The following is a 12,385-nucleotide window of genomic DNA, read 5'->3' as shown; positions in this document are numbered from 1 at the left end:
TCGCGAGCATGCTGACGCTCGGCTTCGACATGACGATCCTCAACGTCGCGCTCCCGACGATGGCCGGTGAACTCGGCGCCGGTACCGGTGAGCAGCTGGGGGTCCCCCAGGCGTTTAGCACTGGGGGATGATGGCGGACGCGTACGTCGTCGTCTTCGCGGCCCTGATGCTTCCGGCCGGGCTGCTCGGCGACCGCTTCGGGCGGCGGCGGATGCTGATCACCGGGCTCGGGATCTTCCTCGCCGGTTCGCTGGTCGGCGCGCTGGCCGACGACGTGACCGCGGTCGTCGTCGCACGCACCGTGACGGGCGTCGGCGCCGCCCTGGTCACCCCGCTCGCCCTCTCCGTCCTGCCCTCGCTCTTCGCGCCCGACGAGCGTGTCAAGGCCGTCGGCATCGTCTCCGCCGGCTCGACGCTCGGCCTGCCGCTCGGCCCGATCGTCGGCGGCTGGCTGCTCGACCACTTCTGGTGGGGCTCGGTCTTCCTGATCAACGTCCCGATGGCCGCGCTGGGCATCGCCGCCTGCGTCCTCCTGCTGCCCGAGACCTGCGACCCGGCCTCCCCGAAGGTCGACACCGTCTCCACCGCGTTCACCGCGACCGGACTCGGCGCCCTCGTCTACGCGATCATCGAGGTGCCCACCCGGGGCTGGGGCGACCCCCTGGTCCTGGCCGTGGCCGGCGCCGCCGTGGCCCTGATCGCCGCGCTGGTGCTGCGCGAGCGGCGGGTCGCGCGGCCCATGCTGGACATGACGCTGCTCGCCCACCGCGGTTTCCTGCTCAACGCGCTCGCCGCCACGCTGGTGATGTTCGTCCTGTCCGGGCTGATGTTCGTCCTGCCGCCCTGCCTCCAGGCCGTCCTCGGCCACGACGCCCTCGGCACCGGCGTGCGGCTGCTGCCGCTGATGGGCGGCCTGATGGTCGCCGCGCGGGCCGCGCAGCCGGTCGTCGCCCGGTTCGGGGCGCGGGCCGTGGTCGGCGCGGGCCTGGCGGTGCTGGCCTTCGCGGCCCTGCTGGGCTGCCGTACGACGGTGGACTCCGGGTACGGCTTCACCGCGCTGTGGCTGTCCGTCGCCGGCGTCGGGTTCGGCTTCTCGGTCGTGCCGGCGATGTCCGGCGCCCTCGGCACGCTGCCGGCCGACCGCGCGGGCAGCGGATCCGGGCTGCTGTTGACCCTGCGTCAGGTCGGAGCCGCCATCGGCATCGCCGTCCTGGGCAGCCTGCTGTCCGCCGCCTTCCGCGACCGCCTCGACGTCACCGGTCTGCCGCCCGGGGCCGCCGACGCCGCCGGGGACTCCGTGGTCGCCGCGCGGACGATCGCCGAACAGGTGGGCTCGGCACCGCTCGCCGCCTCCGCGAACACCGCGTACGTGCACGGCATGACCGTGGTGCTGGTCGTGTGCGCGGCCGCCCTGGTCTCGGCGCTGCTGGCGGCGGCGTTCCTGCCGGGCGCGTCACGGCGTGCGGAAAGCGACGCCCCTGACGTGGTCGCGTCGACGGCGGATGCCCGACAATGACGCCATGACGGCCGCACGTTCCCCCCTCACCTCCGCCGACCGACCGCAGCCCGGCCTGCGCGAGCGCAAGAAGATCAAGACGCGGGAGGCGATCCGCGCCGCGACCTACGCGCTGGTCGAGGAGCAGGGGTACGACGCCACGACGATCGAGCAGATCGCCGAACGGGCCGAGGTGTCGCCGTCGACCGTCTTCCGCTACTTCCCGACCAAGGAGGACATCGTCCTCACGGACGAGTACGACCCGGTCCTGCTGGAGGAGGTGCGCTCCCGGCCCGCCGACGAGCCGTGGCCCGACACGATCCGGTCCGTGCTGCGCGAGGCCGTCCGCACGGGCGTGGACGCGGACCTGGAGGTGGCGCGGCTGCGGACCCGGCTGATGGTCGAGGTCCCGGCCGTGCGGTCGCGGATGATGGAGAGCATGTCGGTCACCGGCCGCCTGCTCTGCACCGCCATCGGCGAGCGCACCGGCCGCGACCCCGACAGCCTGGAGGTCCGGGTCTACGCGATGGCCCTGATCGGCGGTCTGATGGAGACCTCCCTGTACTGGGCGGAGAAGGGGCACCAGGACGACTTCACCTCCCTCGTCGACCGCACCCTGCTGGTCCTCCAGCACGGCCTGCCCCGGGAAAACCCCTGAGGTCCCGCCGCTCCCCCGTGCCATCCTGACCGGGTGAGCACACCCGAGATCCACCTGGCCGTCGCCCCCGAGCTGGCCCTGTTCGTCCCGCACGCCCGGCGCGGCGGCGCCCACGCCCTGGCCGTCGACGGGGTCTCCACCCTGGGGCATGTCGTCGAGTCCGTCGGCGTGCCGCTGACCGAGGTCGGCGCGCTGGTCGTCGACGGGCGCGAGGTGCCGGTCTCGCACATCCCGGCGCACGGCGAGTCGGTGAGCGTCCGTCCGGTCGAGCGCCCCCAGCGGGTGCCGGGCGCTCCGCTGAGGTTCCTGCTGGACGTCCATCTCGGCACCCTCGCCCGCCGGCTGCGGCTGCTCGGCGTGGACACGGCGTACGAGTCGACGGACATCGGCGACCCGGCGCTCGCCGCCCGGTCGGCGGCCGAGCGGCGGGTCATGCTCAGCCGCGACCGCGGTCTGCTGCGCCGCCGTGAGCTGTGGGCCGGGGCGTTCGTCTACAGCACCCGCCCCGACGACCAGCTCCGTGACGTCCTGGACCGGTTCGCGCCCGCCCTGCGGCCCTGGACGCGGTGCACCGCCTGCAACGGGCTGCTGCGCGAGGCCACCAAGGACGAGGTGGCCGACCAGCTGGAGCACGGCACACAGCGGTCGTACGACGTGTTCGCGCAGTGCCGGGAGTGCGGGCGGGCGTACTGGAAGGGCGCGCACCACGAACAGCTGGAGGCCATCGTGGAGCGCGCCCTTCAGGACTTCGCGGGCGAACGCTGACCCGGACTGCCGGGCGAACGCTGACCCGGTCTACTTCTTCTTCACGTCACCCTTCCCGCAGGCGATGCCGTCCTTGTCGCGGTCCAGGCCGTGGCGGTCGCGGCCGGCGACGGTGAGGCCGGTGCCGTAGCCCTTCTCCTCGAGCCAGTCGCACCGCTCGGCCACGGTGTTCACCTTCTTCGGGAAGGTCCACGGCACGCACTGGCTGATGGTGCCGTAGGAGTGGTCGCAGCCGTCGTACCCGGCGGGCATCTCGTGACCTTCGTGGCCCTGGTGGTGCTGGACGTCGCTCTTGGCGGTGCTCTCCGGGCTCACCGTGCTCTTCTCGCTCGCGGGGACCTCCGTCAGGTCCTCCGCGAACTCCTGCACCCGGGCCGCGGCGACCTGGCCGTCGGTGCCGATGCGCACCCACTTCGACACGGAGGGGACGCCGTTCGCGTCCACCACCGACAGCATGTACCAGCCGGGCGGCGCCAGGTCGGGGTTGCTGGTCAGGCTGAGGTCGATGGTGTTGCCCTCGACCGTCATCGGCAGGTCGACGTAGCGCTGGTTGGGGTCGGAGGAGTGGGTGATCGCGGCCGGGCGGATCAGGGACGCCTTCACCACCGGCTTGTCGACCGTGATGCGCTGCGAGGTGCCGTACGCCCACTCGGTGTCGGCGACCGAGGTGATCTGCGGCCGGTCGCCCTTGAACAGGTACGGCGGCTGGTAGATCGACACCCGCTGGTCGAAGGAGCCGTCGCCCGGGTTGTCGCCGACGCTCAGGACGCGTCCGTCGGGCAGCAGCAGGGACGAGGAGTGGTAGGTCCGCGGGACGGGGTCGGTGGCCAGGCCCGGCTGGAACGCGTTGGTCGCCGGGTCGTACATCGACGCCTCGAAGACGGGGTCCTCTCGGTAGGTGTGCAGGGCGCCGCCGGTCTCCAGGACCTTGCCGTCCGGGAGGATGACGGCCGACACGTACACCTTGCCCTGGTCGCCAGTCTGCGCGGTGCCGTCCTGGTAGTGGCCCTGCGGCAGGTCGGGGCCGGGCACGTACTGCGGCGAGTCGGCCTTCATGTCGATGACGTCGGTGAGCCGGTGCGCGTCGGGCGCGACGGTGTGGTTGCCGCCGCCGATGGTGATGACCTTCTGGTCCTGGGCGGGCGGCAGCAGCACCGACATCGACTGGTCCCGCTCGTCCTTCTTGCGCAGGCCCGGTACGTCGGCGATGGTGCCGGCGTCGTAGTCGTAGACGGAGGCGCCGGTGCCGGGCAGGCCGTTGCCGAAGACATGGCTGCCGGTGTAGAAGAGGCGGCCGTCCTGGAGCAGGATCATCGACGGGTACAGGCCCCAGAACGTCCAGGCCTGCTTGGCCTCGCCGAGCGGCAGCCACTTGTTCTGGGCGTAGGAGAAGTGCTCGTTGACGACCGTTCCGGAGGAGTCCTCGGCGAGGCCGCCCAGGGAGATGACGTCACCGTTGCCCATCGCGGTCGCCGACGGGTACCAGTGGCCCGCCAGCATGTCGTTGACCTTGATGTACTGGTTGAGGTCCGGGTCGAAGACGTAGCTGGAGCGCAGGCCCTTGTAGCCGACGCTGCCGTCGGGCTCGGCGTAGTCCTTGTTGCCGCCCATGACCAGCACGCGTCCGTCGGGGAGCTGGACGTGTCCGGCGCAGAAGAAGTCCTCCGGCGTCGGGATGTCGGTGTAGGTGCCGGCGACCGGGTCGTAGACGGACGTCTTGAAGGTGCCGGCCTCGAACATGTCGAGGTTGTTGCCGGAGCCGGCGATCAGCAGCACCTTCCCGGTGTGCAGCAGCACCGAGTGGATGGCCCGGACCGGCATCTCGGTGGTCTGGACGGTCCACTGCCCCTTGCACTCCGGTCCCGTGCCGCCGGTGGTGCAGGGGTCGGGGTCGGAGGGGACGGTGGCGTCCGTCATCGCGTAGTCGTCGGTGGTGAGGGTGCCGACGCCGTAGAGGGCGCCGCCCCAGGTGATCCGATCGGTGTTCGGCGGGATCACCGGGGTGCGGACCTCGGTGCGGGTCCAGCCGGCCGACTGCGCCAGGGTCTTGAGGTCGGTCCAGTAGACCCAGCCCTGGACGGTGTCGTGGCGGAAGAGGGTGAACGCGACGTCCGGCGTCGTCGACCGGTACCAGAACGACAGGTCGTACTGGTGGTCCGGAGTGACCTGCGGGGCGCAGGAGTTCTCCAGCATCATCGTCTTGCGGTCGCCGTCGGCGCGCCGGGTCAGCTCGATGCGGACGGCGCGGCTGCCGGAGTGGGCGTCGTCGGTGACGGTGAAGGTGAAGTCGTTGTCCCCCCAGCCCGACTTCTCGAAGCACTGGGGGAACTGGGAAGGCCCGTCGAGGATCTCCAGGCCCGGGTTCTTCACCAGGTTGGTCGCGGCGGTGGCGGGCTGGGCGCCCAGCGGGCCGAGCCCGAGGGCGGCGGTGAAGAGCATGAGGGCGGTCAGCAGCAGACGTGTCGTTCTCCCGCGGGGCAGCGGCCGCCACCGTCCGCCACGGGCTGGTCTTCGGGCTCCGTACATGGTGTTTCCCCCCTTGTTCACGGCTCCTGCGATGCAGGCGGTGCCGGTCACGGCTGCCCTGCGATGCAGGTGGTACCGGTCGCGGCTCCCTGCGGTAGAGGCGGTTCCGGTCACGGCTGTCCTGCGGTGCAGGCGGTTCCGTCACGGCTGTCCTGCGGTGCAGGCGGTTCCGTCACGGCCGCCCTGCGATGCAGGTGGTGCCGGTCACGGCTGCCTGCGGTACAGGTGGTGCGTCAGGCGTCGTTCTCGATGCGGAGGATGTCGATCCGGCCGCCGCCCTCACCGAAGGTGGCGACGGGCGTGCCGTGCGCGAACAGGGCGCGCAGGGTGGGCAGGTGTTCGCGCTCACCGCGCAGGGCCGCGGTGGACACCACGTAGTCGATGTCCCGCCAGCCGTGCGGCAGCGTCCTGGTGACCGCCGGGTCCTGGTCGAGCTTGTAGTGCCAGATGACACCGGTGCCCGGGCGGTAGCCGGCGTCGACCGCGTCGAGCCACAGCACGCCGTCGGTGACGACGCGGACCTCGGAGCGGTCGCCGACGGGGGTCTCGCGCAGCCAGCGGGCGGCGTCGCGGTAGACGCCGTTGTCGTCGGCCCGCGTGGCGGCGCGGTCACGGTCGTACCAGTGCGGCCCGGCGAGCAGGGCGGCGGCGGCCACGGCCGCGACGGCGGCCACCGGCCGCAGGTGCGGTTTCCCGGGCAGCCGGGCGACCACGGCCTGGGCGGTCCCGGCCAGGGTGAGCGCCAGGAACGGCAGCACCTGCACGATGTACATCTGCGGCAGGTAGCCGCCGGGCCGCAGCGCCACGAGGGCCAGCACCAGGACGGCGAGGGCGGCCGGCCGCAGCCGGCGGACCGCGAACGCGCACAGCGCCGCCACGCCCCCGCCGATCAGCAGGTACGGGTCCCGGTCCAGCCAGTCCGTGAACAGCTGGTGGGCGTCGGTGCCGTCCTCGAAGGCCGATCCGCTGCCCTCGCGCCCGCCGAGCTGGAACTTGAGCGTGCCGAGCAGCGACACGTGTCCGGCGCCCGGGAACAGCTCGCCCTTGAGCAGGGCGTACAGCGGGTAGAACAGGCCGGTCAGGACGAACCCGGAGCCGAAGCCGGCGAAGGAGAACTTGCGGGTGCTGGGGTGGCTGCCCTGCCAGAGGGTGACCAGCAGCACGGGCAGCAGGACCCCGATGGTCTCCTTGGAGAGCACCGCGACCGCGAACGCCGTGCCGGCCGCGACGTGGTGCCACAGGTGGCGGCGCGGGGACAGGGCGAAGGCGAAGGACACCAGCACCCACAGGACGGCGATGTTGTCCAGGTAGATCTGCCGGTGCAGCACCACGGCGAGCGGCGACAGCGCGTACAGCAGCATGGCCGCGGCGGCCGTGGGCCGCGCCAGTCCGAGGCGCCGGCCGATCACGTAGACCAGGACCATCGCCGCCGCGGCCACCGGCAGCATGGCGATCCGCCCCTGCACGAAGGTGGGCACGTCGGGCAGGAGCCAGTTCGGCAGCCAGGAGACGCCGGCGAGCTGGATCCAGCCCAGGGGCGGGTGGTCGTACCAGTAGGTGTAATGCGCGAGTTCACCGTGCTGTACGGCCCACGCCTGCGCGAGATACGTGCCCTCGTCGTCATTCGGGAATGGGTAATTGCCGATTCCGAGGATCCTCGCCAGGAGGCCTACGACGAAAACAGGCGCAACCCAGAAAACATCTTTCCGTAACACACTCCCGCGTATGGAGGTGCGCCCGTCATCGGAATCACCGGAACCCGGACGGGAAACGGAAGAAGAACTTTCGGAAACCTGCGCCTCGGACGCATCACGCGCTCGCGTGTGCGGTATGGCGGTCCCCATGCGGAATCCCCCCACCCATTTCTGGGCCTGATGGCAGCCGGGGGCCTCCCCCTTGAAACCCCCCGGAATCAGGCATGCCGGAGCATCATGACACAGCTCGGGACCCAATATGAGCAGAACCTGTGATTCCGTTTGAGGCGGGGATCATCACAGCGAGGCCACATTGCGGCGTAAAAGCCGAACCTGCTAACTTCGGCCCTACTTTGCTCGTGAGCCCGAATCGATCATGCGCGAAAACTCCGGACAACCGGAGGGGAACGGGCTGGGAACCGGCTGGGAACCGGGTCCTCGCCGAGGGCCGTCACTGATCACGAGCACCTTTGGAAGTCCCGTCGGCCGGGGGGCCGCAGACGGACGGGAGCCTTCCGCGCACGTAAGAGTTGAACGACCGTTCACCAAGGATGACCAAGAAAGACCGAGGGGGGAATTCGTGGTCTCCGCCATTCTTTTCATCGATTCGATCGTCCTCATGGCCGCCGCCGGCGTGACCCTGTGGTGGATGCTGCACGCCTGGCGCACCCCGGAGACACTGGAGTCGACGGCCTTCGCCACACCCGACGGCAGGGCGGACCTGTCCTTCTCTCTCCTGGTGCCGGCCCGGCACGAGGAAGCCGTGCTGCGGCACACGGTCGAGCAGATGCTGCGCATCGACCACCCGGACTTCGAGATCCTGCTGATCGTCGGCCACGACGATCCCGGCACCGCCGCCATCGCCCACGAGCTGGCCGCCGAGCACCCCGGCACGGTGCGCACGGTGGTCGACACCCACGACAAGAAGAACAAGCCCCGCGCGCTCAACACCGCGCTGCCGCACGCCCGCGGCGAGGTCATCGGGGTCTTCGACGCCGAGGACGTCGTCCACCCCGAGCTGCTCAGCCACGTCGACTTCGCCTTCCGGCGGGAGGACGCCGACGTCGTCCAGGGCGGCGTCCAGCTGATCAACTACGAGAGCAGCTGGTACAGCCTGCGCAACTGCCTGGAGTACTTCTTCTGGTTCCGCAGCCGGCTCCACCTGCACGCCCGCAAGGGGTTCATCCCGCTCGGCGGCAACACCGTCTTCGTCCGGTCCGCCCTGCTGCGGGAGACCGGCGGCTGGGACGGCAACTGCCTCGCCGAGGACTGCGACCTGGGCGTCAGGCTGTCCAGCGGCGGCGCCAGGGTCGTCGTCGCCTACCACTCCGCGCTGGTCACCCGCGAGGAGACGCCCGACTCGATCAAGGCGCTCTACAAGCAGCGCACCCGCTGGAACCAGGGGTTCCTCCAGGTCCTGCGCAAGGGCGAGTGGCGCCGGCTGCCCGGCTTCGGGCAGCGGATGCTCGCCCGCTACACCCTCAGCACCCCGTTCGTGCAGGCCGCGACCGGCGTGATGATCCCGCTCGGCGTCCTCTTCGCCGTCATCGGCGGCGTCCCGCTGCCGTTCTCGATGTTCGCCTGGCTGCCCATGCTGCCGATGGCCGCGATGATCGTCTTCGAGGCGGTCGCCCTGCACGACTTCGGCCGCGAGTACGGCTTCCGCATCGGCTTCGGGCACTACGCCAAGCTCGTCCTCGGCGGTCCCGTGTACGCCGTGATCCTCGCGGCCGCCGCGCTGCGCGCCGTGTGGCGCGAGTACACCGGCCGCCGCGACTGGGAGCTGACCTCGCACGTCGGTGCCCACCTCCCCGTCCAGACCCCGCAGCCCCAGGAGGCACGGTGACGGCGCTGCCCGCCGACGTGTCCATCGTCGTCCCCACCTTCAACGAAGCCGACAACATCCGCGAGCTGCTGTCCCGCGTCCGCGCCGCGGTCCCCGCCGGGACCCGCGCGGAGGTCGTCTTCGCCGACGACTCCACGGACCACACCTGCCAGGTCATCGAGGAGGAGGCGGCCTACAGCGCCGTCCCGGTGGTCCTGCACCACCGGGACACCCCCGAGGGCGGCCTGGGCGGTGCGGTGGTCGAGGGCATCGCCCGCGCGTCGGCACCCTGGATCGTCGTCATCGACGCCGACCTCCAGCACCCGCCGGAACTCATACCCGAGCTGATCGCCCGCGGCGAGGCCACCGGCGCCGAACTGGTCGTGGCCAGCCGGTACGCGGCCGGCGGCGACCGCAGCGGTCTGGACGGCGGCTACCGCAAGCTCGTCTCCAGCACCTCCACGCTGGTCACCAAGGCGCTCTTCCCGCGCGCCCTGAGCGGCCTCACCGACCCTATGAGCGGCTTCTTCGCCATCCGCCGCACCGCGATCGACCGGGCGTCGAGCCAGGACGAGGGCCTCCAGCCCCTCGGCTACAAGATCCTCCTCGAACTGGCGGTACGGTGCCGTCCGCGCGGCATCGCCGAGGTGCCGTACGCCTTCGGGGAGCGGCACGCGGGCGAGTCCAAGTCGACGGCCCGCGAGGGCATGCGCTTCCTGCGGCACCTGATCACCCTGCGCACCGCCGACCCCCGCGCCCGGGCGGTGGTCTTCGGGCTGATCGGCCTGTCGGGCTTCGTCCCCAACCTGGCACTCCTGTGGTTCCTGACCACCTGGGCCCCCGGTCTGCACTACGCCCCGGCGGAGATCATCGCCAACCAGGCGGGGCTCCTGTGGAACTTCGCCCTCATCGATTCCTTCGTCTACCGCAACCAGCGCCGCCACCGCCGGCGCGACGTGCGCCTGCTCTCCTTCGCGGCCGTCGGCAACGCCGACCTGATCGCCCGCATCCCCCTGGCCGCGCTCCTGATCGGCGCCGGGGGCATGACCGCCCTGCCCGCCACGGCCCTCGCCATGGCGGTCGTGTTCACGGCCCGCTTCCTGGTCGTGGACCGGTGGCTGTACGGCCGCCTGCACCGGCGCGAGGCGGCGCTCGCCCGCGTCACGCCGGAGAAGGTGGCGGAGCCGGTACCGGACCCGCTGGGCTGACCGGACGCCGAGGCGGCCCGGGGGATCCGTCCCCCGGGCCCCTGGTCGTCCGCGACTCCCGGCGCCCGGCACCCGGGCCCCGGACGACGGGCAGGCCCTTCATCTCACGGCGTCAGCTTCGCCTTCAGGGCGGCCGGGTCCGTCACCGGCAGATCGCAGACGAAACCGCGGCAGACGTACGCCGTCGGCTTCCCGTCGATCAGCGCGCGGCCGGCGAGCAGCGGGAACTCCCCGCTGTCCGGCGTGCCCCAGGCCACCACCGCCCCCGGCGCGGTCCCCAGCAGGGCGGTGCGGTGCAGCTCGCGGGCGCCCGCGTCCTCGGCGGACGGTCCGACGACCGCGACCTCGCGGGGCCCGTCGAGCAGGGCCTCCGCCGCCGCGAGGCCCCATCCGATGAACCGGGGCACCCGCGGCCCGAGCGCCTTGACGACGCCCAACGCCCGCTCGGCCGCCGAGCGGTGCGCCTCGGAACCGGTGTGGGCCGCGTACCCGAGGAGGGCCGACGCGGCGGCGGTCCACCCGGAGGGCGTCGCGTTGTCGGTCGGGTCCTGGGGGCGGCGGATGAGCCGCTCGGCGTCGTCGGCGGTGTCGTACAGGGCACCGGAGCCGGGGTCGGTGAAGCGGGTGAGGACGTGGTCGAGGAGGAAGCCGGCGAACTCCAGCCAGACGCCCTCCCCGGTGACGGAGGCCAGCGCGAGGAAGCCCTCCGCCACGTCGGCGTAGTCCTCCAGCACCCCCGCGTTCGCCCCGACGCGCCCGTCCTTGCTGGTGCGGGAGAGGTGCGCGCGGTCGTCGAGGTGCAGGCGGACGAGGAGGTCCGCGGCGGCGAGGGCGGCGTCGATCAGATCGGGGCGGTCGAAGCAGGCCCCGGTCTCGGCGAGCGCGGCGACGGCGAGCCCGTTCCAGGCGGCGACGACCTTGTCGTCCCGGCCGGGGGCGGGGCGTTCCGCCCGCGCCGCGAGCAGCCGCCGCCTGACCGAATCGATCCGCTCGGCGTCGAACACGCCCTCGCTCTGCGGGAGTTGCAGGACGGAGGAGCCGTGCTCGAAGGTGCCCTCCTCGGTCACCCCGAAGTACTGGGCGGCCAGGGCGGCGTCGTCGGCGCCGAGGACCTCGGTGAGCTGCTCCGGCGTCCAGACGTAGTAGGCGCCCTCGACGTGCCTGCCCGTCCCGTCGTCGCTGTCGGCGTCGAGCGCGGACGCGAAACCGCCCTGTTCGGTGCGGAGTTCGCGCACCATGAAGTCGGCGGTCTCCAGCGCCACCCGCCGCGCCTGCTCGGATCCCGTGGCCCGCCACAGGTGGGTGTACACCCGGCACAGCAGCGCGTTGTCGTACAGCATCTTCTCGAAGTGCGGCACGATCCAGTCCCGGTCGACGGAGTACCGCGCGAAGCCGCCCCCGAGCTGGTCGTAGATGCCGCCGCGCGCCATCCGTTCACACGTGTCCGCCGCCATCTGCAACGCGCCCTCGGCGCCCGTGCGGGCGTGGTGCCGCAGCAGGAACTCGATCACCATGGACGGCGGGAACTTCGGCGCGCCGCCGAACCCGCCGCGCTGTGGGTCGTACTCGCGGGTCAGCCCCAGCAGGGCCTGCGCCTGCTCCTGCTCCCCCGGTGCCACGCCCTCCCCGTACGAGATCTCCCGTCCCGCGAGGTCCCGCACGATCTTCCCGGCGACCTCGGCGACCTCCTCCCGGCGGTCGCGCCAGGCCTGGCCGACGCCCTCCAGCACCTGGCGGAAGGACGGCATCCCGTGGCGGGGGGCGGGCGGGAAGTAGGTGCCGAAGTAGAACGGCTCGGCGTCCGGCGTCAGGAACACGGTCATCGGCCAGCCGCCCTGCCCGGTGGCGGCCTGTACGGCCTCCATGTAGACGGCGTCGACGTCGGGGCGTTCCTCGCGGTCCACCTTGACGCTCACGAAGTGCTCGTTGAGGTGGTCGGCGGTCTCCTGGTCCTCGAAGGACTCGTGAGCCATGACGTGGCACCAGTGGCAGCTCGAGTACCCGACGCTCAGCAGCACCGGCACCCCCCGCCGGCGCGCCTCCTCGAACGCCTCCGCCGACCAGGGCCACCAGTCGACCGGGTTGTCGGCGTGCTGGAGGAGGTAGGGGGAGGTCTCATGGGCCAGTCGGTTCGCCATGGGGTCCATCCTGCCGCAGTACCCCACGGGGCACGCGCGGGACATTCGCCCGCCCTCCGGCGCACTCCGGCGAGCG

General features: G+C 71.9%; 7 protein-coding genes and 1 pseudogene. 5 read left to right on the top strand and 3 right to left on the bottom strand.

What is annotated here, in order from left to right:
• Positions 1-8: 8 nt before the first annotated feature.
• From ACFYWQ_RS07540 to ACFYWQ_RS07530, 3 genes and pseudogenes are all read left to right on the top strand, one after another.
• Positions 9-1,516 (top strand): annotated as a pseudogene (locus ACFYWQ_RS07540) (MFS transporter).
• A 4-nt stretch (positions 1,517-1,520) separates the two neighbouring features.
• Positions 1,521-2,153 (top strand): TetR/AcrR family transcriptional regulator, encoded by a 633-nt coding sequence (locus ACFYWQ_RS07535; RefSeq protein ID WP_389513699.1) that lies wholly within the window; start codon positions 1,521-1,523, stop codon positions 2,151-2,153.
• A 33-nt stretch (positions 2,154-2,186) separates the two neighbouring features.
• On the top strand, positions 2,187-2,918 hold the full coding sequence (locus tag ACFYWQ_RS07530) for a Mut7-C RNAse domain-containing protein (protein ID WP_389513697.1): 732 nt from the start codon (positions 2,187-2,189) through the stop codon (positions 2,916-2,918).
• A 30-nt stretch (positions 2,919-2,948) separates the two neighbouring features.
• Here ACFYWQ_RS07530 and ACFYWQ_RS07525 read toward each other — a convergent pair whose 3' ends face one another.
• Both ACFYWQ_RS07525 and ACFYWQ_RS07520 read right to left on the bottom strand, forming a co-directional pair.
• A complete protein-coding gene (locus ACFYWQ_RS07525) occupies positions 2,949-5,444 on the bottom strand; it encodes a galactose oxidase-like domain-containing protein (protein ID WP_389513695.1) in 2,496 nt (831 codons plus the stop codon).
• A 233-nt stretch (positions 5,445-5,677) separates the two neighbouring features.
• Positions 5,678-7,159, bottom strand: coding sequence for an ArnT family glycosyltransferase (locus ACFYWQ_RS07520; RefSeq protein WP_389513693.1), 1,482 nt, complete (start codon positions 7,157-7,159; stop codon positions 5,678-5,680).
• 598 nt (positions 7,160-7,757) lie between these two features.
• Between ACFYWQ_RS07520 and ACFYWQ_RS07515 the strand changes: the two genes are divergently transcribed.
• Positions 7,758-8,984 (top strand): glycosyltransferase, encoded by a 1,227-nt coding sequence (locus tag ACFYWQ_RS07515; RefSeq protein WP_389514396.1) that lies wholly within the window; start codon positions 7,758-7,760, stop codon positions 8,982-8,984.
• Positions 8,981-10,171, top strand: coding sequence for a glycosyltransferase (locus ACFYWQ_RS07510; protein ID WP_389513692.1), 1,191 nt, complete (start codon positions 8,981-8,983; stop codon positions 10,169-10,171). The genes ACFYWQ_RS07515 and ACFYWQ_RS07510 overlap by 4 nt, the downstream gene beginning before the upstream one ends.
• A 104-nt stretch (positions 10,172-10,275) precedes the next feature.
• On the opposite strand, the gene ACFYWQ_RS07505 is transcribed toward ACFYWQ_RS07510, so the two are convergent.
• Positions 10,276-12,309 carry a thioredoxin domain-containing protein gene (locus ACFYWQ_RS07505; protein ID WP_389513690.1) on the bottom strand — a complete coding sequence of 678 codons (2,034 nt, stop codon included), beginning with the start codon at positions 12,307-12,309 and terminating at the stop codon, positions 10,276-10,278.
• Between the last annotated feature and the right edge of the window lie 76 nt (positions 12,310-12,385).

This window comes from Streptomyces sp. NPDC003247, assembly GCF_042888135.1.
Classification (GTDB): domain Bacteria; phylum Actinomycetota; class Actinomycetes; order Streptomycetales; family Streptomycetaceae; genus Streptomyces.
Note: the sequence above shows the minus strand (reverse complement) of the source record. Positions and strands in the feature narration are given on the sequence as shown.